The 19,760-nt window shown below is 46.8% G+C and carries 18 protein-coding genes; 4 read left to right on the forward strand and 14 right to left on the reverse strand.

What is annotated here, in order from left to right; translation table 11 throughout:
- The first annotated feature begins 42 nt into the window (after positions 1–42).
- Positions 43–738 (forward strand): GntR family transcriptional regulator, encoded by a 696-nt coding sequence (locus ACIFSR_RS28690; protein ID WP_430061766.1) that lies wholly within the window; start codon positions 43–45, stop codon positions 736–738.
- A gap of 102 nt (positions 739–840) precedes the next feature.
- Here ACIFSR_RS28690 and ACIFSR_RS28695 read toward each other — a convergent pair whose 3' ends face one another.
- Both ACIFSR_RS28695 and ACIFSR_RS28700 read right to left on the reverse strand, forming a co-directional pair.
- Positions 841–1,824, reverse strand: a complete 984-nt coding sequence (locus ACIFSR_RS28695) for a Gfo/Idh/MocA family protein (protein WP_430061768.1) — start codon at positions 1,822–1,824, stop codon at positions 841–843.
- The gene (locus tag ACIFSR_RS28700) at positions 1,821–2,852 is read right to left on the reverse strand and encodes an alcohol dehydrogenase catalytic domain-containing protein (protein WP_430061770.1); all 1,032 of its coding nucleotides are present in this window, start codon (positions 2,850–2,852) and stop codon (positions 1,821–1,823) included. The genes ACIFSR_RS28695 and ACIFSR_RS28700 overlap by 4 nt, the downstream gene beginning before the upstream one ends.
- Positions 2,853–3,014: 162 nt before the next feature.
- Here ACIFSR_RS28700 and ACIFSR_RS28705 point away from each other — a divergent pair, with 162 nt between their 5' ends.
- Positions 3,015–3,905, forward strand: a complete 891-nt coding sequence (locus ACIFSR_RS28705) for an AraC family transcriptional regulator (protein WP_339208519.1) — start codon at positions 3,015–3,017, stop codon at positions 3,903–3,905.
- Between the two features lie 55 nt (positions 3,906–3,960).
- Here the strand turns inward: ACIFSR_RS28705 and ACIFSR_RS28710 are convergent, their stop codons facing one another.
- The 3 genes from ACIFSR_RS28710 to fabF all read right to left on the reverse strand — a co-directional run bounded on the left by ACIFSR_RS28710 (position 3,961) and on the right by fabF (position 7,437).
- Complete coding sequence (locus ACIFSR_RS28710; RefSeq protein WP_430061772.1) at positions 3,961–4,791, reverse strand: uroporphyrinogen-III synthase; 831 nt, start codon at positions 4,789–4,791, stop codon at positions 3,961–3,963.
- A gap of 96 nt (positions 4,792–4,887) precedes the next feature.
- Positions 4,888–5,967, reverse strand: a complete 1,080-nt coding sequence (locus tag ACIFSR_RS28715) for an AI-2E family transporter (protein WP_430061774.1) — start codon at positions 5,965–5,967, stop codon at positions 4,888–4,890.
- Positions 5,968–6,198: 231 nt separating this feature from the next.
- A complete protein-coding gene (gene fabF, locus ACIFSR_RS28720) occupies positions 6,199–7,437 on the reverse strand; it encodes a beta-ketoacyl-ACP synthase II (RefSeq protein WP_430061776.1) in 1,239 nt (412 codons plus the stop codon).
- A 127-nt stretch (positions 7,438–7,564) separates the two neighbouring features.
- Between fabF and ACIFSR_RS28725 the strand changes: the two genes are divergently transcribed.
- Complete coding sequence (locus tag ACIFSR_RS28725) at positions 7,565–8,407, forward strand: helix-turn-helix transcriptional regulator (RefSeq protein WP_430063161.1); 843 nt, start codon at positions 7,565–7,567, stop codon at positions 8,405–8,407.
- Here the strand turns inward: ACIFSR_RS28725 and ACIFSR_RS28730 are convergent.
- The 8 genes from ACIFSR_RS28730 to ACIFSR_RS28765 form a co-directional block, all read right to left on the reverse strand.
- Positions 8,404–9,009 (reverse strand): ABC transporter ATP-binding protein, encoded by a 606-nt coding sequence (locus ACIFSR_RS28730; protein WP_430061778.1) that lies wholly within the window; start codon positions 9,007–9,009, stop codon positions 8,404–8,406. The two genes, ACIFSR_RS28725 and ACIFSR_RS28730, sit on opposite strands and share 4 nt — an antisense overlap.
- A complete protein-coding gene (locus tag ACIFSR_RS28735) occupies positions 8,999–9,922 on the reverse strand; it encodes an oligopeptide/dipeptide ABC transporter ATP-binding protein (RefSeq protein ID WP_430061780.1) in 924 nt (307 codons plus the stop codon). The genes ACIFSR_RS28730 and ACIFSR_RS28735 overlap by 11 nt, the downstream gene beginning before the upstream one ends.
- A 45-nt stretch (positions 9,923–9,967) precedes the next feature.
- Positions 9,968–10,828 carry an ABC transporter permease gene (locus ACIFSR_RS28740; RefSeq protein WP_430061782.1) on the reverse strand — a complete coding sequence of 287 codons (861 nt, stop codon included), beginning with the start codon at positions 10,826–10,828 and terminating at the stop codon, positions 9,968–9,970.
- Entirely contained in the window at positions 10,825–11,820 is a 996-nt protein-coding gene (locus tag ACIFSR_RS28745) for an ABC transporter permease (protein ID WP_430061784.1), read from the reverse strand. The genes ACIFSR_RS28740 and ACIFSR_RS28745 overlap by 4 nt, the downstream gene beginning before the upstream one ends.
- A 21-nt stretch (positions 11,821–11,841) precedes the next feature.
- On the reverse strand, positions 11,842–13,431 hold the full coding sequence (locus ACIFSR_RS28750; protein WP_430061786.1) for an ABC transporter substrate-binding protein: 1,590 nt from the start codon (positions 13,429–13,431) through the stop codon (positions 11,842–11,844).
- A 206-nt stretch (positions 13,432–13,637) separates the two neighbouring features.
- Positions 13,638–14,087: a nickel-responsive transcriptional regulator NikR gene (nikR, locus tag ACIFSR_RS28755; RefSeq protein ID WP_339208511.1), complete on the reverse strand. Its 450-nt coding sequence runs from the start codon at positions 14,085–14,087 to the stop codon at positions 13,638–13,640.
- A gap of 31 nt (positions 14,088–14,118) precedes the next feature.
- Positions 14,119–14,436: a Dabb family protein gene (locus ACIFSR_RS28760; protein ID WP_339208510.1), complete on the reverse strand. Its 318-nt coding sequence runs from the start codon at positions 14,434–14,436 to the stop codon at positions 14,119–14,121.
- Positions 14,437–14,530: 94 nt separating this feature from the next.
- Positions 14,531–15,634, reverse strand: coding sequence for a glycoside hydrolase family 172 protein (locus tag ACIFSR_RS28765; protein ID WP_430061789.1), 1,104 nt, complete (start codon positions 15,632–15,634; stop codon positions 14,531–14,533).
- Between the two features lie 120 nt (positions 15,635–15,754).
- Here ACIFSR_RS28765 and ACIFSR_RS28770 point away from each other — a divergent pair, with 120 nt between their 5' ends.
- Entirely contained in the window at positions 15,755–16,624 is an 870-nt protein-coding gene (locus ACIFSR_RS28770; protein ID WP_430061791.1) for a helix-turn-helix domain-containing protein, read from the forward strand.
- Positions 16,625–16,705: 81 nt separating this feature from the next.
- Here ACIFSR_RS28770 and ACIFSR_RS28775 read toward each other — a convergent pair whose 3' ends face one another.
- Positions 16,706–19,738, reverse strand: a complete 3,033-nt coding sequence (locus tag ACIFSR_RS28775) for a glycoside hydrolase family 2 TIM barrel-domain containing protein (RefSeq protein ID WP_430061793.1) — start codon at positions 19,736–19,738, stop codon at positions 16,706–16,708.
- Positions 19,739–19,760: the final 22 nt, after the last annotated feature.

Raw genomic sequence — 19,760 nt, forward strand, 5'->3', positions numbered from 1 at the left:
TATATTATATATTGTCGAAACTGTTATCCTATCACTTTCATAATGAAACCAAAAAATAAAGGAGGATCCCCTCTGCCTATTCCAACTGATTATTCAACACCCGTTAGACTATCCGCCAAGGAGCGTACCTTAAGCCAGCTGCAAAAATGGATTATCGACGGCACGCTTCAGCCCGGAGAGAAGCTTAACGATTCAGAGCTTGCCGAGGCACTTGGCGTCAGCCGCACACCGATTAGGGAAGCCTTTCAATTGCTTGAGGTTCAAGGACTCATTCAAATGTTTCCTGGCAAAGAGACGCGAGTCACGACGCTAGCCAAGGAAGATATCCTTAAGCTGTATGCGCCCCTTACAGCCCTTCAAGCATTAGCAGCTGAGCTTGCTGCCGACAATATACAGCCAGAGCATATTGAACAGCTGCGTGCTATTAATGCCAGCTTTAATGAAAAAGTTAGTGAAGAGCAGCTCTATGAAGCGATGGAATATGATGAAGAGTTTCATGAAACCATACTGCAAATTGCCAATAATCAGCATATACTCACCTTTTGCTCCTCGCTTCAATTACATATAAGAAGATACAAATATATTTTCTTCAAACGGCCGAGCTGGGAGACCCATACGGCTGCAGCGGATCATGAGTACATCATCCAAGCGCTTGAAGCACGTAATGGTGAAGAAGCCTCACGTTTGATGAAGCTTAATTTAAATAGGCCTCTTGAGCATCTGGACAAAATTCTTTGAGCGATCCGTACCACATCTGATTATAACCAAAAAAGTGATTAAGCCGACCAGTAAGTCGCTTAATCACTTTTTTTAGTTAAACCGATCCTTCCATAGCGTGCTCTACGTCTGAATCCGTTGCCCCGTCTGGAATGATTCAATCGCTGCATGGGCTAGCTGAAGCGCTCTGCGCCCCGCCGCAGCGTGAATAGGCGGTGCTTCACCCGCACGAAATGCACCGAGCAAATGATCAAAATGTTTGTCGAACGTAAGGTGGAATTCTCGCTCCTTATCATTGAAGTAACCCGCTTGCCATACTTCCGCTGTTTCGCTGCCCGAGCGTTGAAACGTAAATTTCTTCACTGTATCTTGAATGGTCACTCTGCCCTTTAAGCCATTAAGCTCCATGACATGAGTCTGTGCGTATGCATACGAGGAGTCGTAAGATCCGAGCAGCGTTCCTACTGCGCCGGATTGAAATTGCAGTGCTAATGCCATGGTAGAGAAGCCATTTCCGGTTTTATCTGTCATTTGTGCCATCACCGATGCAATCGGGCCGCATAATTGCTCAAGCATATCAAATCCGTGGCACTGAGTTTCGATTAAGTTGCCGTGCGGATGATCGCTTGTTCCTTCACCGCCAAACCGCCAAGAAGCGAATATAAGCTCTCCTAACCGTCCCGTATCCATCGCTACTTTAGCCTTCTGAACAGCTGTCGCATAGCGGTGATTAAAATTAATCGCAAAAAAAAGCTCCCGCTTCGCTGCTTCCGCAAGCAATAAATCAGCTTCCTCTAGATCAAATACGAGCGGCTTTTCCACCAATAATGGAACACCTGCTTGAATAACCTGCAAGGTCGCATCAAAATGTCCTTGATTCGGCAAGCATAAGCTGACGAGGTCAGGCCGTTCCGTCTCCAGCATCTCCGCGATGCTCGTATAGGCATTTGTCCCAAACTCATCTGCTCTTGCCCTTGTTCGGGCAGCATCTCGTCCAACAACGGCACAAAAATCAACATCCTTACGCGCATTAAAAATACGAGCATGGTGGTATCCCCAGCCGCCAGCCCCGATTAAGGCAACCTTCACTCGCCCCTCACTGCTCATTGCTCAATGACCACCTTTCCCGTATCGCCTTTGAAAAACAGCTCAAATGCTTCTTGCATCGATTGTGGTCCAAATCGGTGCGTGATGATTTGACTTAAGTATGGCAGGTGCTCGCCCATCAAACGATGATTAGCCTCTAGCTCGCTAAACGGAAAATACTCACTGCCGAGCACAGCTCTCTCTGTTGCTATCAAATCGGAGGACACTTGCAAATTTAGCTGCTCGCCATGACCAATGCATACGAGTACACCGCGATGATTTAGTGCATGCAAAGCTGCTTCGCGAGCTGTTGTTCTACCGCTCGTATCGAATGCTGCATCTATACGGTCAAAGCCTTCGGCTGCCAATCCCGCTTCAAGTGTTGTTTCCCCCAAATGGATCGGAATAGCACCCATTTTCTGTGCGAGTTCTAAACGATAAGGTGTAAAATCCATAATGAATACAGGCAGCTCTTTGCCCAGCAGCAGCTTCGCCATCGCCAGCACCGCTAGACCAATCGGACCTGCACCGGCAATAAGGATGGATTCGATATCGCCATGCACAAGCTGCGCTCTGCGAATCGTATGACCGCCTGTCCCCATGATATCAAGCAATATCGTTGCTTCTGCCAACGGAATAGCAGCATCCACAGCAAAAAACACATTTTCGTTCACGACCATATAAGGCCCGTAACCGCCATCATGAGAGAAGCCATAATCTGCACGCTTGCTTAAGCATTGGTTTGTATACCCTCGCTTGCAGCTGCGGCATTGCCCGCAAAAATCCATTAAAAAAACAACGCCATGTGTACCTACATCCGTTTTGGTATTAGAGCCTGCTGCGACAACGATGCCTGCTGCCTCATGACCAGGCGTCGCTTCGGAACCGTTGTAGAACTGTCCACGCTCTGATCCGCATAAAGCGTTTGCCTTGACCTGCAGCAGCAGCTGGCCTGGCCCTGGGGTCGGCACCGGTTTCTCGCTATAATCAATTTTCCCATTTCCCAAAAATTTTGGTATCGTCATCACATCAGGTATCATTAAGCTCATTCGTATACCCCTCCATTTTCATGTCATTATCCTCGATTTTTTCTATTGCTTACTTCTATAATAAAGCTAATAATAAAGGTAATCATGTAAAAAACATCGAAATAACTTGTCAAAAACAATGATAATGATCGTGCTAATCGTATGAAATGGAGGCAATTAGGAATGAATACGCAGCTGCATAACTGGAATGACCATCCCGTGCTGCCGTTTATACGGCTTTGCTATCGCTTTAAAGAAACGTCATTTTTTCAAGGTGAACGGCGTCTGCTCGATTATTTGTTTTTATATATGGAAGAAGGCCGTTATTTGCTTACGGTTGAGGGTGTCGAATATGAGCTGCTGCCTGGCGACTTTGCTCTTATTCAGCCTGGAATGCTCTTCACAACGAGAGGATATGGGAGCTGCGTAGTACCAAACACTCATCTTGATTTCTTTTATAATCCGAACCGAGAAAGAAGCTTTGTAACGACGCCCGGCCAGACAAACTTGGAGCCGTATTCGGATTTGAAGCAGCCGCAGTTAAACGAATTTCCAAACCTGCAGCTGCCCGTCAAGCTGAAACCGCGACATCCAGAATCGTTCAAAAAGCTGCTGAACCAAATGATTGAGCATTTTAGCCACAACGATATACAAAACGTGCTGCATGCTCAAAAGCTGGCAATGGAGCTGCTCCTTCTATTAATCGGCGACTTTGAGACGACAGGCTCTTTGGCATTCGAGGATCAGCAGTTCGTAACGAAGATGAAAGCTTTTATTTCCTTTCACCTATCTGGAACAATCACGGTGGAGTCGATGGCGAAGCATGCGGGATATTCCGAATCCCATTTCAACGTTATTTTTCATCACTATTTTGGAGCAACGCCCCATCAGTTTCTCGTTCATTTACGTTTGGAGAAAGCAAGCGAGCTGCTAGCCACAACCGGACTTAAGCTCGATTTAATTGCGGAGTATTGCGGATTCGCCAATGCCTCACATTTCTCGAAAGCGTTCAAGAAAAGTTATGGCCTATCACCAAGGCATTTTAGAAATGCGCAAGAAAAATCCTTTTCATAAAATAAAGGCAGTCTAAAACACCGATTACGTGTCTAAGACTGCCTCTTCAATATACTTATACTTCCTTGCCTTCAGTACGATCATAATAACGTCCAATTTCGATTACTAATGCGCCCATTCGCTCCAGCTCGGGAACGATGATTCTTTCCACGCCGTACTCCTTCAATGCTGCAGCCGTTACTTTACCGACTGCGGCAGCCACGATGTGCTGATTAAAGATGTTCAACAAAAGCTCCTTGCGGCCAGATTCGATTGCATGCTTGAACAAATAGTGCACCTGCACCGCAGTCGTAAAGCAGACCGTATCGACTGTGCCGGCAGAAAGCTCGCTGAGCAGCTGCTCGACTGTAGCAGCATCCGGTGGAACATGTTTATAGGGCAGCACCGCTTCTACTTGCGAAGCACCCTTATTTTCGAGAAAACGCACTAGTTTTGGAGCTGGCTCACCATGAAGCTGTATCCACACCCTTTGCCCTTCAAAATCAAAGGCTTCGAGGTTTTCTATGAGTCCATCCATCGTTCCATCATCCGTGCTAACGATCGCTTTCAGGTCTGAACGTTTAAGAAATGCAGACGTTTTGTAGCCTCTTGTCGCGATTTTCGCCTCAGCCAGCCTGCCAAGCACCGCTTGTTTAATGCCGATGCTCTCGGCTGTGTTGACGATCTGATCCGATCCCATGCCTGTGGTCAAAATAACCCAATCCGCGCCCTTCTCAGCGAAGTTTCGCAATGGCTCTTCCAACAGCGCTTCATCAAACATCGTCAAGCCTTGAAGCGAACGAACAATTGGAACGCCGCCCTGTTTTTCAATAACCATGCACATCTCATCCGTTTTTCGAGATCCAGCAATTACGATTTGTTTCCCTTGCAATGCGTTTATCCCCATCGTTATCAAGCCACCGTACTTTCGGTAAATTTGCCTTAGCCGACGTCATTATAACAGATGATGCCATAATACGCACCCATTATGTGACAATCTCAGTTAAGCATTTTCCCATTTCTGCTTGAAGAACAGCTCGTAAACTTTGCTATAAACGATTTTCAAAATCATATAAACCGGAATAATAAGTAGTATGCCTAAAATTCCTGCAATATCTCCGCCCATGAGCACCAAGATGATCGTCGTCATCGGATGAATATCAAGCTGCTTCCCAAAAACATATGGCGATATAAGATTATCCTGTATTTGCTGCGCTACTGTAATAATGACAATAGACCAGATCGCGATTGACGGCGCTTCGATGAAGCCGATGATAACAATCGGGATGGAAGATAAAAAGGACCCGATAAACGGAATAAAGTTCAAGATGACGGCCACTACGGTCAGCAGCATCGCATAAGGCAAATCAATAATTAGAAAGCCTACATACATGAGAACGCCCAGTGCTACATTCACGATAACTCTGCCAACGATAAAGCTGCTGAGCATATGATCGATATCGTCCATAACCTCTTTACCGTGGATACGGAACCTTTTGGGTATAAAGCTTACAATTTGTTCACCAAACTTCCCGCCTTCCTTCAGCATATAGAACAGGAGAATCGGGAACGTTATGAGCACAATCGCGAAATTTGAGAAAAAAGAAAAGAGCCCGGTCAAATATTCTGTAAATACCGTAAAGCCTTTGTTCAAATACTCCGTAAGCTTAGATAACAGATTCGAATCCTGCGGCAAAAAGGACGATAAAAACCCATTATGCTCAACCTCTGCAACTTGCTCGCTTAAAGTAGTAAACAAAGCGGGTGCATTTTCGACCAAATTATTGAGCTGCGTACGTAAGGAAGGCCATACCAAGATGCTGAAGCCAACCATCATAATGGCGAAAATCAAATAAATCAGCAAAATTGCAACCGTACGATTAACCTTATGCCGCTCCATCACATTGACGAGTGGGCGCAGCAAGTAATAAAAAAAGCCTGCCAGCATAAGCGGAACGATAATCATACTGAATAAGGAAAGCACAGGTTTAAATATAAATGAAACGCGCGACCCCAAATAAATAATAATTAATACCAAAATAATCGTGAAGCACCATCTAAAAAATCGATTATGTCTGGCCATGCCTGCACCTTCTTCTCTTTTTAACTGATCTTGTCATCCATAGGTTACATAACCTTTACCCTTCCTCTCATGAATTGAATCGCTTGGAGTACTGGTCATTTCTCCCTGCTGCCCGCAATCACGCTCGGATTTATTACAAAATAAAAAAAGCTGGGTCAACGGCAGTAATCTGCCGACCCAGCTTCTTGCTTTATTTTTGGAATTAAGAAAATTTATGATATTACATCATGCTCATGCCTGAAATTTCTTCAATATAATAACGGCATTATGACCGCCGAAGCCGAAGGAATTGGACATCGCGATATTAATCTCAGCTTCGCGCGCAACGTTTGGCACATAATCAAGATCACAAATTGGATCTGTTTGTTCTTGATTGATCGTTGGCGGGATAATCCCCTCCTGTATGCTCTTCACGAGTGCGATAGCCTCTACTCCGCCAGCTGCACCAAGCATATGACCTGTCATTGATTTGTTCGCTGTCACCGGAATTTGATACGCGAGGTCACCAAACAGCTTCTTAATGGCTGCTGTTTCGGAACGGTCGCCGATTTCCGTACTGGTGGCATGTGCGCTTATTAAATCAATTTGATTAGGCTCCAAGTCAGCTTCTCGCAGCGCATGCTTCATCGCCTGATAAGCACCAATACCCTCAGGATGGGTGGCGACCATATGATACGCATCTGAGCTGGCGCCATAGCCGATAACCTCCGCATGAATGCGGGCTCCTCTTTGCTGCGCATGTGACAGTGATTCGAGTATGAGAATGCCGGCTCCTTCCGCCATAACAAAGCCGTCGCGCCCTGCATCAAAGGGTCTGCTTGCCGAAGCTGGCGCTTCGTTCCGCGTTGATACCGATGTTGCATTGCCGAAGCTCGCGAGCGAAATATCCGTCACTGCCGCTTCCGTTCCTCCTGCAATAACGACATCTGCGCTGCCTGATCGAATAAGCCGCCAAGCCTCACCAATTGCCGTATTCCCGATCGAGCATGCGGTAACGGGCGCCATCGAAGGGCCCTGCGTACCAAACCGAATACTGATCATCGCCGCTGCCATATTCGCAATCATCATCGGAACAAGCGTTGGACTAACACGATCTGGCCCTCGATCATGCAGCACCTCAGCTTGGTCAAGCAGCGTCTGTATGCCGCCGATGCCAGAGCCTACATAAACGCCAACACGTTCCCGATCTGTCTCTTCAACCTTGAGTGCTGCATCCTCCAGCGCTTGCTCAGCAGCTGCTATCGCAAACTGGCTAAACCGATCCATCCGACGGGCTTCTTTTTTCCCAAATAAAGCTTCTCCATCAAAATCTTTTACGACACCTGCAATTTTCGATTTATGTTTGCTTACATCAAATGTATCAATCGTAGAAATACCAGATTGTCCATGCACCAATCCATCCCAAAAACGCTCCACACTGTTCCCTAGCGGTGAGATGACACCCATCCCCGTAATGACGACACGTTCCATCTTATTTCCTCCTTCGCAAAATCCTTTATGGGTAGTAGTTTGTCATACTATTTATCCTATTACAAGTTGTAGTTTATTATAGTATAATGAGTACTACTATAAAGAGAGTACGGAGATGGAAACCATGATTAATCGAGAGACGAGACTACAAGCATTATCATCCTTTCTAAAATCAAAGCGTGCCAAAATCATGCCGGAGGACGTTGGTTTCCCTATTGGAACACGGCGGAGAACACCTGGTTTACGACGTGAGGAGGTCGCTCAGCTTGCTGGCGTCAGCACAACTTGGTATACCTGGCTAGAACAAGGCAGAGATATTCAAGTATCGGCGTCTGTTCTGGAATGTGTTGCGGCGGCTCTGCAGTTAAATGACGATGAACGGGAGTACTTGTACGCCCTCGCCCTCGGTTCCGGCTATAGCACGCTGCCTATTAATGAGGAGCAGACCGAAATTACGCCCTCTTTAAAAAGAATTTTAAAGGAGCTCCGCTTCTGTCCAACCATAATATCGGATCGGCGCTGCCAAATCGTCGGTTGGAACGAGGCCGCCTCGCATGTGTTTATGGACTTTGACCAAATTCCAGCTGAACAGCGAAATATGATTGAATTATTGTTCACAAGGAAAGAATTCCGCAGGCTAGCGGGAAATTGGGAGCATTTTGTAGGAGGATTTCTAGCTATCTTTCGCGCCTATTACGGTCAATATGTGCAGGATGATTGGTATGAGCGGTTTATTGATGAAATGAAGCGAAGCCATCCGGAGTTTCAATATCTTTGGGAGCAAAGCCAGGTCAGCTCTGCTCCAGATGTATTGCTGGAATTTCGACATGCACGAGTCGGAAAGATGTTGTTTCATCTGACCTCATTTCAAGTAAAGGGAAATACCGATCTACGATGCAGCGTCTATACGCCTGCACCTGAAACGTCGACAGAAGCTAAACTGCGCAGACTAATGGGCGGACAAGATTAGCGTTCGCTTGGAAATGAAATCATTCGATTGCAAATTTTGTTTACAAGCGCATGATCATGACTAATGATGAGCAAGCCCATTTGACGAGCACGGACAATTTCAAGCATCTTATGCCATATTTGCGCCTGCGTAATTGCATCAAGCATCGTCGTCATTTCATCTGCGATGAGAAATTTGGTATCTGGTCCGAGAGCTCTCGCAATACAGCAGCGCTGGAGCTCTCCACCTGACAGCTCATTTGGATAACGACGCAGCCACTGCTCCTTAATGCCTAACGCTTCAAGCAGCGCAGCATCCGGGGACCATCCTTCTGTCATTGTTTTTGCCATCCGCCATCTTGGATTAACCGCGCGCTCTGGATGCTGAAAAATCATTTGGACAGGATCAGAGCCTTTATCACTCTTACTCCGTCCATCAACCGACACCTCTCCTGCAATAGGGATCAAATAACCAGCCAATAATCGGCCTAACGACGTTTTTCCGCTGCCGCTAGGTCCAATAAGGCCGACGACCTCTCCTGACTGTATCGCAATGCTAAAATCTTTAAACAACCAAGGACCGTCCGCATAACGCCAGCCGAGATTCCTTCCTTCAAGTCGCATGAACACACCTCACCATTCCACTCCGAAGGCTGCGAGCCGCCGGCCTGCTGTCAACACATCGTTCAGTAGCCAAGCTGCAGCGTTCAGCAAAGAGACAGCCTGAAATCGCAGAACTCCTTGCAGGCTGCGTCCCGGCCAGCGGTTCGAAACCATTTTGAGGAAGCGCACGCCACAAGGCGCGGCTGTATGGATGCCTAAGCTGCTCACCATTTCCGTGGAAATCTTTGGCCGAAGCGACCTCAACAGCGGTTCCCGCATAAAATATAGCGACCTTATCGGCAATTCGAAGAGCCGCTTCAATATCATGTGTAATAAACAACACGGCACAGCCGCCTTCAGCGAGCTGCTTGAAGTGGCCGAGCGCCTCTGTAACATCATCCGGATGCATGCCTGGCGTAGGTTCATCTGCGATGATCAGCCTTGTTCTCTCCAGCGCTGCCGTAGAAACAAGCACCTTACGAGCCATGCCTCCTGAGAGCTGAAAGGGAAACAGCCTCTCCACATGTGCTCCAAGCTGAAGCCGCGCAAATAACCCTCTCCGTTCCTGAAGCTGCTCAGCGCCATCTTCGCGCGTGCGCAGCTGCTTGCCTACTCGCATTAACGGATTAAGAAAGCTTACCGATTGCGGTACTAAGGCAATTTCCTTACCGCGGTAGCGCTTAAGCTTAGCTTCATTCAGCACCTCTCCGCCGTATGAGATGCTTCCGGTCATCACAACATTTTTAGGTAAAATGCCCATAATCGCATGAGCGAGCAAGCTTTTTCCCGATCCGCTCGCTCCAACGACGGCTACGATTTCACCTTCATTTATCGCGAAATCCAGCTCATCAATAATCGAAACCTGTTCCTGCGAGCTGCCTTTCACATAGTGCATAAAGGAAATGGATAGTTTATTCACCTCCAGCAGCGGCATAGGGGCACCTCCCTCCATATTGATCAATATCGCCTTCCATTAGCGTCATAGCTGAGCATTCCGCGGGTCAATGAGCAGCCGCAAATGGTTGCCCAGCTTATCAAACGCGCGTACAGTCAGCAACAATCCGAGTCCCGGAAATACCGCAAGCCACCACATTCCCGTCGATAAGTAACGCATGGATTCAGAAAGTATAATTCCTATTGCGGGCTGATGCGGTGACATGCCAAGGCCTAGGAAGGTTATCGCCGCTTCATGCAGCACAGCATGTGGGAACAACAGCAGAAAACCAACCAACAATTGCGGAAATAAATGCGGTGCTAAGTGCCTAGCAGCAACAGACAAACGTGATCTTCCGAGCTTCCTCGCAACTAGCACATATTCTGCTGACATGAGCTGCATCGCCTCCGCGCGAATCACTCGAGCAAGGCTTGGCCAATGCGTCAGCATGATGCCAATGGCTACCCCTTTAAGGCCGCCCCCGCAAACAAAAGCTATCAATATAAGCAATACGAGATGAGGTACGCTTAGAAAAACATCAATAAGCCAGGAAACAATGCGATCAGCCGTCTTCCCAAGCGTTGCCGCCATCAATCCCATCATCGCTGCAATAAGTACGCTGGAAATCGAACCGAGCAGCCCAACTTGAATGCTAAGTGCCAGTCCCTTTACGGTGCGGGAAAGCATATCCCTCCCCAGCCAATCGGTTCCGAACAAATGAGTTAACGACGGAGGCAAGTTCCGATTATTCAGCTGAACTGAAAGTCCCGATGAATCAAGAAGCCAGCTGCCTATGCCGATGCTTACAAGCAGAAGCGCTGCACCTATTGCCGAAATAAGCATTCGTCGCCGTTCGTTTGAACGCTTCCGAGCAGCTGGTTTCTGTAAAATCGTAAGCTGATTCATCCTTGCGCCTCCTTCCCGTACCTCAGCCTTGGATCAACCATACGGTAAAAATAATCAGCTATTGCATTGCCAGTGAATACAAAGATCGTACTGCATAAGACAAGCCCCATAAGCAGCGGCACATCACCGCGAAGACCCGCTTCTACCGTCGCTTGTCCGAGTCCCGGATAAGAAAACACCTGCTCTGCAAGAACGGCTCCACCGAACAATTCGCCAAATGAAGCAAACTGCAGCGTAATAGCAGGCAATGCAATGTTGCGAAGACCATGTCTAAGAAACAAACTCACACCATATTCACCTCGAGCTCTGGCAAACAAATAATAATCGCTTTCCATCACATCAATCAGCTTCTGGCGTGTATGTAGTGCAATCGGTGCGATGCCCACGACACTCAGTGTAATACCTGGCAAAATCATATGACGAATATAATCGGCAGCCGTTACGCTCCCTGCCAATACCCCAGCAGGAACACCGAGCCCTACTGGCAGCCAGCCGAGCCATACAGCAAATACCATCATAAGCAGCAGGCCGATCCAAAAGGCAGGCGTGGAAGCCAGCGTATAACAATAGCTTTTGATCAACCGATCCAACCATGAATCCTTCTTTATAGCTGCGGCCACGCCAGCGGCAAATCCAATAATGCCTGACAGCGTCCATGCGAACGCCATGAGCAGCACCGAGTGTAAGAAACGATCCGCAATCACCTTCGTTACAGCCTCTCTGTATATCATTGAAGTGCCCATATCTCCTTGAAGCAGAGCAGACGCCCATTTTATAAATCGTTCAGCGAATGGTCGGTCAAGTCCCCAATAAGCAGCAATCTGCTCCCTTTGCTCTGCACCGACACGCATGACATCTGCTCCAATATACGATTGCACCGGATCAATCGGCGATAAAGCAACGAGCGCAAAAGTAATGATGCTGACCGATGCAAGCAGCGCAATTAATCGTATAAACTTTTTCCCTACAAATACTGCAACTCCCTGTAGCATGCCGACAACCTCTCCCGCCTGTTACTCTTCCCAGCGCCAGCTCTCAATATTGTCCGTTACAGGCCATCCGTGACCATGCGGCTGAATACGCTGCTTTCCGATATTAAGCTTGTCCTTCACGAGAAACAAATGATCAATATTTACGAGCCATGCCCATGGAGCATCGCCTTTTGCACTGAGTCCCGTTTGTCCATCCCATTGCGCTTTTTTCCAATAGGCCAGTGCTTCTTCCTCCGTACGTGCGTCCAATGCTTGTTCAAACAACTGATCCACGGTCTGATTGCTGTAATAACCCGTATTGTAATAGTCAACGCCACTAAATGAGCTGCTGTATAGATTGTACATTTCGAGCGGGTCATGACTTCCCCAGCCTAGCAGCATAGCATTCGAATGCATCAGCTTCTCAAGCTCGTCCCAGCTTTTACCTTCAACCAAAATGTGAATGCCGGCAGCTTTCACCATTTCCGCCGCAGCCAGCGCTAACGATTGCCGTGTAACGTCACCTGAAGGATACAGAAGTGTAAACTGTGCTTTTAACGTCCCTTTTTCGACGATACCATCACCATCGCTGTCCACCCAGCCTCCATCCGCTAATATTTTTGCGGCTGCAGCAGCATCATTATCCTTGACCTTCGTCTCATCATTCCACCATGGAAGACCATCATTCGCTGTATAGGCAGGTGAGCCATGTCCGTCCAAAATGCCATCGACCAGCTGCTGACGATCGATTACCGTATTGATAGCCAGGCGTATTGCTTTATCTGCGGTTACATCATTACCAATGGGATAACCTTCTTCCGTTTTGCCGCCAGCTTTGACATAGGGGAATGCTATTCCGCGGTTATCTACTGTTTTTACTGCTTCAATCCGCATGCCAGCAACCTTTTGTTTGCTAAACGTGGACGGTATATAAGCAAGATCAACGCTTCCAGCCTTTGACGCCGCGAATGCGCCGTCTTCATTTAAAAATAAGAAAGTCAGTTTCTGAAAATACGGCTTGTCTCCGTAATAGTTTGCATTTGCCTTTACGATTAGCTGCTGTCCGCGATCCCATTGTACGAATGTAAACGGACCTGAGCCGATCGGGTTTTCCGCATAACTGCTCGAATAAGCATGTTTAGGTACAATACCGGTCGTTATAAGATAATAAACAAATGTCGATTGCGGTTTCTTTAAATGAAACACAACTTCGTTATTTCCTGCTTCTACGTTTGCTAAATTAGTGAGATCAATCGCAGCTCCATTGCTGGCAGCTGTATCGAATGTAAACTTCACATCCTCTGAGGTTAACGGCTTTCCGTCGGAGAATACGACATCCTCCCGCAGCTTGACCGTCCACGACTTGCCATCCTCGCTTACGTGATAGTCAGCAGCCAAATCCTTCACAATATTCAAATCATCATCTCGTTTAAGCAGTGTACTTTGGAACAGCGGAGAGCCGTACCGTCCCCAGCCCTTAATCGGATCAAAACCGGTGTCCGGCTCTGATCCTACCGCAACAATTAGCTCATCTGTTTTGGCAGTAGTGTCTGCCGGCTTCACGCCGCTGCATCCTGTGATGATTAATACAACAATGATTGCATAAGTGATAGCTGAAACGATAGTTTTCAACCCAACCCCTCCTGTGGCGTTACATTAAGTAACACGATTATGTGATAGTGTAACACGACTTTGATAGAGTTTCATCCTTTTTCTTCAAAATTCGCTCAAAAAACGCCAGAAAAAAAAGAGGACCTAACATCGACAGCGTCGACATGTTAGAAATCCTCTTAATTGTACAATCCTATTAATAGATTCAAATATAACAGTTTCCGATCTCAAGTATGAGTATGCTCTTTGGCAGAATCATGTTTATCCGCATAAGTAACGGAGAGCTCGGCATAAATGACGCCCTTCTGTGCTTGAATCTGCTGATGCAGCGACCGCAGGCGCGACAGCTGTCCTCTCACGACGATGACCTCCAAGCATTGATCATGATTTAAGTGGACATGCATGTTGGAAATAATATCATGATGAAAGCGATGCTGCACCTCCATCAGAACAACGGGTAAATCACTGACATGGTGATCATATACGAGAACAATCGTACCTGCAACATGCTCCTGACCGTTCATTCGAGTTGGCTCAAGCAAGGCTCGCCTAACCAAATCACGAATGGCTTCCGATCGATTATGATAACCAAGTTCGTCTGTATATCGATCAAATTGATCAATCAGCGGTGCCGGAAAGGACACGCCAAACCGAACCAGCTCTTCCTTTTCAGCCATTTGCTCACCCTGCCTGCTTCAGATTCGACATCTAGTTGATCGGTTTATTCAAGATAGGATAATCAACAACGATTACGTTATCAAGCAGCCCGTCCAGCAAACCTACAAAATGCTGATGTGCAGGATGCGGACCGTAGTCGAGCAAAGACTGCTGATCCTTAAAGGTAACTCGCAAGCCCAGTGTGTAACCTTGAATATTATCCGTTTCTGTCGTTACATTACAGCCTGCAGTCAATTCAATGATGCCTGGAACTTCTGTTTGCAAGGAATAAAGAGCGCTCAGCAGCTCTTGTTCTTTGGTGCTAGAAAGCTTCTCTTTAAACTTAAATGATACGAGATGCTCGTACATATTCGAATAACTCCTTTCTAAAATACGATGTTCTCCCTATCATATCATGGACTTCTATTCTATTGTTATCACGAATGTATTCCCTGCCTTATGCTTACCTCGGCCATCGCTCATTAGCCGGGGGCAATTGAGGAAATGGGGCATGCGGCTCCATCTGATACCAATAGGCTACGGATGAGATGTCGTCGGAGCGTTCAAACAGCTTCGTATGGTCGTGACCGATTTGCTGAATCGTCACACGCAGATCATTTTCAAAACGAATCGGATCGGGCAGATGCCAGCGGTACATGCCGTGCATGGGTACATTATGACCATACCAAGGGTCGACCTCCGTCGTTTCCTTGTAAAACTTATAGCCTAAATACGCCGTGGAATACGATTCGGGTTCATTTGTCCGTGTATTGCTGAAACACCATGCGCCTCCCACATAATCCTCCGTGCCCGTTCCACAAATCGTCGGCCAATCTTGATCGCCATCCATATAAAATTTGATCTCGCCTTCTCCCCACCAGTTCCGCTCGAGTGCGGCCCATGCAAGGTATGTGCCGATATATTGTCCTGCACCTTTGACATTATCCAGAATCGTATAGTCTTTGCCTATTTCCGTCACTTTCTCACGGCGCCACTGCGCGTGAAAATACGCTGCATTCTCTGGCAGCTCATCAACGAGCGAATAATTAAACGTATAGAAAAAACCATCTATGTTAGCGGCATGCTGATTTACAATCGTGATTTTCGCCGATTTCCGGAACGGCATTGGAATATAACAGTTCATGCCGCCCGTCGGAACGACAGCAATCGGCAGTGAATGAACGTTGGTTCGCACACCGAAGCCATTGCAGAAAAAATCACCGAGCGGAACGTCCACCGATGGGCTCGTCTCATCATCCCAGTACATGCGTAGAATAAGATCACGAAGCACGAATTGTGCCGCATGCCCTCTGCCCGTTTTGTCCGCGACAGTAATCCAGAAATGTTGAATTACACCCGCCCCTTGAATATGGGCAAGCGTCACTTCTTCACCTTGACCCAGTGTTATGGCAGGCCTGCCTTTTCTTCCAATGCCCAAGTTGCTCGCTTCTTTACCGCCTTGCCCCTTCTCACCATTCACATTTTCTGCTGAAATGGATCGGGTACGCGCATTTGTGACGAGCGGAGCGGAGGATAAACCAAATCCTAGTCCGTGCTGCTGCAGCATAGTCCATCACCTCATGTATCAATTATTGTTTATTATCGAGCCTATTATATAATGATAGATATGATTATCCCTTACCTTTTATTGTTAAGTTGTTTATCATAAATTGCTGAGGTGATCGATATGCAGGTCGATAAACTGTCCCCCTATATTCGGGTGGCTATGGACAGTGTGCTGGAGCCAACGTGGAAGATGGATGAGCGGGTTATTTGGGATTATGAGCTGCTATACCTCATGGAGGGTCAAATGCTCGTAACCGTGGAGGATTTTGTCTATCACGGAAAGGCTGGAGACTGCTTCTTCTTTAAGCCCGGGCAAAAACACGCTATTCAAAATATTGGCGGAACGAGAGTCCGCCAGCCCCATGTTCATTTTGATCTGTATGTTCAGCCTGACAGCCAAGATGTTGGCGTTTCCTTTAAACCGCTCCATCAGATGAATACGAAGGAGAAGGGCTGGTTTCGTGATAATGAGCTATCCGAATCACCGTTTCTTATGCCTACTCATTTTCGCCTTGGAGACCCATTTCCTTTGGAACAATCGCTCTTCGAATTGATTCGCGAATTCGAAACGAAACCTCCCTTTTATGAGATCCGTATCAAAGGCTGTTTGCTCGCGATTCTGTCCCTCATCATGAGAGAGCAATATTGGGGCAGCAAAACGAAAAGTGATGGACAGCTGGGGCTGCTTACGGATGTTCGTTCATACATCGAGCATAACGTGCACCGCTGCATCAAGCTGGATGAGCTGTCTGAGCGATTCCATATAAGCAAATTCCATTTGATCCATTTGTTCAAAAACCTGTTTCAGCAAACACCGATTCAATATCATCAGCAGATCCGTATCGAAAAAGCTAAAATGATGATTCAGTTTACTTATTTGCCGATGCAGGATATCGCTGAGCAGCTTGGCTATTCGAACATTCATGCTTTCAGCCGTGCATTCAAAGGGAGTGAAGGCTGCAGTCCTTCCAAGTATCGGCAGGAAAAATAAATAGAGGCTGCCCCTAAAGTAGAATGATCTACATCAGGAACAACCTCTCTTCATTTACATAGCCTTGTTCATAAACATAACTTATACGCGATGAATATTGAATTCAAACGCCAGCTCTTGATTTGCTGGAATGAGATATTCGTCATGGACTGGCGCACCCCAGCTGTCGTCACCGCCTACACCCATTTGTCTGCCGGCTACGGTAACTACCGTATAATGCACGTTCGGCAGCTCGTAATGATGGCTGGCACTTTCAAGCTCAAATGCTGTATAAGGCGAAATATTGCATTCTACCGGCTGCGCTGCAGGTGCCGAAATTCGAATGCCGCGACCGTAATCATTCGTAATATTTACACGGCGAACGCCCGTGCGATTACCTGATTCTTGCGGCACGACATAGCCGGATACATTGTCTGCGGCATTGTTGCTGAACTCACAAAGCTTAGCGCCAAATGCCCGGTCAATGTAGTTCTCATCCGGCCCCATGGCATACCAATCCAAATGGCTATAATCTGCGGGAACCTTGAATGATAATGCGAATATCGGCAGCTTCGGCAGCCCTTCCGCTCCATTGTAACGGGATTTGACACTCATGCTGCCATCTGCGAACACGGTATACGCTACGGTAACAAGCACTTCCGAGCTAATGCTCAGCTTGTACTGGAAGGTAACGGTTGCACTTCCAGACTGCTCGGTAAGCTCAACTTGAGTACATTTGCGTGTCAGGCTTGCCGCAAACCACACGCCGGAATCGAAGCCAAGCGAGAAGCCTTTATCATTATCCGTTGTTGCACGCCAGAATAATGGCGCCGGTGGAATAGCAATCATCTCTCTGCCCGCATAATTGACCGATGTGAGCGTGCCTGCCTGCTTCGAGAACATGATGCTGAAGTCGCGACCATGCATGCCAATGTTAACATCACCTTCGACAACTCGAAGCGAACCTTCCGGAAGCACGGCTTCCACACGATTTTCCACTACAAACACAAATTGTCCGAAGGATATCTCATAGCCTGCTTGTGCCCATAAATGATCTTCTTTCAATGTGAGCGCAGCAAGCAGTACGTATTCCCCTTGCTCCGCTGCCTCAGGAAGCTCTAGCTTCACATATGATTCGCTTTGTGCAGCCACATCAACTAATAATGTACTGCGGAATATTTCTTTTCCTTCAAGATGGAGGCAAACAACTAAATCATATGCATCCGTACCCTCGAACAAATTCTCATTCTTAATCGTCACGCCATGGCGATCAGGAATAAGCTTCAAGTTCTGATAAAGAAATTTTACTTCCTGCATCTTCGGTGATTCCTTGCGATCTGCATAAACAATACCATTCGTACAGAAGTTATAATCCGTCGCGCGATCATCGAAGTCTCCACCGTAAGCAAGAAACTCTTTACCATAGCGGTCCTTCTTCACGATGACCTGGTCAATATAGTCCCAAATGAAGCCGCCTTGATACATTGGATACTTTTGTTCAAGCTCCGTGTATTTATGCATGCCGCCTACTGAGTTGCCCATGGCATGCATATATTCACAGCTAATATATGGCTTTTGCGGGTCATCGTTCAAATACGCTTCGATATCAGCGGGCTTAGCATACATCCGGCTCTCCATGTCGCTTGTGTCGTTATATTTGCGGTTATGGAATACACCTTCATAATGAACTAAACGGCTAGGGTCCGTCTCGCGGAAATAATTCGATACGTTCAAGAGCACCTCGCCTGCATAAGCTTCATTGCCCACTGACCAAATCAGAATAGATGGATGGTTCTTATCGCGTTCAACCATGGAAATCGCACGGTCCATCACGATAGGCTGCCATTTCGGCTTGTTTTCCGGGATGTTCCACGAAGGCTCAACTGCGCCCATTTTCTGCCACGAGCCATGCGTCTCCAAATTCATCTCATCGATGACATATACGCCATATATATCACATAGCTCATACCATAACGATTGATTCGGATAATGAGAGGTTCTCACCGCATTCAGATTGTTGCGCTTGAGCGTAGCAATATCCCAAAGCATATCATCCTTCGAAATCGCTCTTCCCTTGCGGCTATTGAATTCATGGCGGTTAACGCCCTTAAATACGATACGCTTGCCGTTTAGATGCATGATTTTATTGATCATTTCAAATTTGCGGAAGCCAACTCTCTGAGGAATCGCTTCAATGAGAATACCTGCTTGATCATAAGCGGTAATATAAAGCATATACAAATAAGGCTTTTCTGCACTCCAAGGGATCACTGCACCTGCATCCAATGAAAGGGTTAAGGATGAACCTTCGACCGAATCAGAGGAAACCGTCGCAACAGTTAAACCGTCTGCATCCTTTAGTTCCATCCTTATTCTCGATGGCTGCTGCCCTTCGAGTTTCATATCTGCTTGAATACTGCCATTAGTATAGTCATCATTTAAATCTGCATGAACAAATAGATCACGGACGTGGATACTTGGAACGGAATACAAATAAACATCACGGAAAATGCCTGAGAAACGCCAGAAGTCCTGATCTTCCAGCCAGCTGCCTGTACTGCGCTGATAAACTTCAACCGCAAGCTTATTTTCGCCATCCACCAAATAAGGCGATAAATCAAACTCCGCTGGCGTAAAGCTGTCCTCGCTGTATCCAACAAATTTACCGTTCAACCATACATAAAACGCTGACTCTACACCTTGAAACGAAATGTAGACTGGTTTTTGCTGCATATTAACTGGTACCTTAAAATATTTAACGTAGCTGCCGACAGGGTTATGATCCTCCGGAATAGCTGGCGGACGAATATCATGATGACCGTCCCAAGGATACATCGTGTTTACATATTGCGGTTTGCCGTAACCCTGCATTTGGATATGTCCCGGCACGTTTATATCTCCCCAGCTATCGCAAACATAATCCAATTGGTAGAATCGCTCTGGACGATCCTCCGGTTTCACTGCATAGCTGAATTTCCAGCTTCCGTTTAGATCATAGCGAAGTGCCATTTGGTCATCAGCGGCTGCTTCCTCTATTGATTCGTAATAACGATGATCAGAATGTGCTGGCAGCCGGTTCACAGCAAATACGCTTAAATCGGTAAGCCAATTTATCGTCGGTTTCATTTCATTCATTTTATTTTCCCCTTAAATGGAT

The sequence above is a fragment of the Paenibacillus sp. NRS-1760 genome (assembly GCF_050467785.1).
Classification (GTDB): Bacteria; Bacillota; Bacilli; order Paenibacillales; family Paenibacillaceae; genus Pristimantibacillus.

Coding starts and splice junctions, on each gene's coding strand:
- ACIFSR_RS28760 (WP_339208510.1), bottom strand. CDS start 14,436: ATGTACGAGCATCTCGTATCATTTAAGTTTAAAGAGAAGCTTTCTAGC.
- ACIFSR_RS28700 (WP_430061770.1), bottom strand. CDS start 2,852: ATGAGCTTAATGATACCTGATGTGATGACGATACCAAAATTTTTGGGA.
- ACIFSR_RS28710 (WP_430061772.1), bottom strand. CDS start 4,791: ATGGGGATAAACGCATTGCAAGGGAAACAAATCGTAATTGCTGGATCT.
- nikR (WP_339208511.1), bottom strand. CDS start 14,087: ATGGCTGAAAAGGAAGAGCTGGTTCGGTTTGGCGTGTCCTTTCCGGCA.
- fabF (WP_430061776.1), bottom strand. CDS start 7,437: ATGGAACGTGTCGTCATTACGGGGATGGGTGTCATCTCACCGCTAGGG.
- ACIFSR_RS28690 (WP_430061766.1), top strand. CDS start 43: ATGAAACCAAAAAATAAAGGAGGATCCCCTCTGCCTATTCCAACTGAT.
- ACIFSR_RS28765 (WP_430061789.1), bottom strand. CDS start 15,634: ATGCTGCAGCAGCACGGACTAGGATTTGGTTTATCCTCCGCTCCGCTC.
- ACIFSR_RS28740 (WP_430061782.1), bottom strand. CDS start 10,828: ATGAATCAGCTTACGATTTTACAGAAACCAGCTGCTCGGAAGCGTTCA.
- ACIFSR_RS28715 (WP_430061774.1), bottom strand. CDS start 5,967: ATGGCCAGACATAATCGATTTTTTAGATGGTGCTTCACGATTATTTTG.
- ACIFSR_RS28705 (WP_339208519.1), top strand. CDS start 3,015: ATGAATACGCAGCTGCATAACTGGAATGACCATCCCGTGCTGCCGTTT.
- ACIFSR_RS28735 (WP_430061780.1), bottom strand. CDS start 9,922: ATGCCGCTGCTGGAGGTGAATAAACTATCCATTTCCTTTATGCACTAT.
- ACIFSR_RS28695 (WP_430061768.1), bottom strand. CDS start 1,824: ATGAGCAGTGAGGGGCGAGTGAAGGTTGCCTTAATCGGGGCTGGCGGC.
- ACIFSR_RS28775 (WP_430061793.1), bottom strand. CDS start 19,738: ATGAATGAAATGAAACCGACGATAAATTGGCTTACCGATTTAAGCGTA.
- ACIFSR_RS28770 (WP_430061791.1), top strand. CDS start 15,755: ATGCAGGTCGATAAACTGTCCCCCTATATTCGGGTGGCTATGGACAGT.
- ACIFSR_RS28745 (WP_430061784.1), bottom strand. CDS start 11,820: ATGCTACAGGGAGTTGCAGTATTTGTAGGGAAAAAGTTTATACGATTA.
- ACIFSR_RS28730 (WP_430061778.1), bottom strand. CDS start 9,009: ATGCGACTTGAAGGAAGGAATCTCGGCTGGCGTTATGCGGACGGTCCT.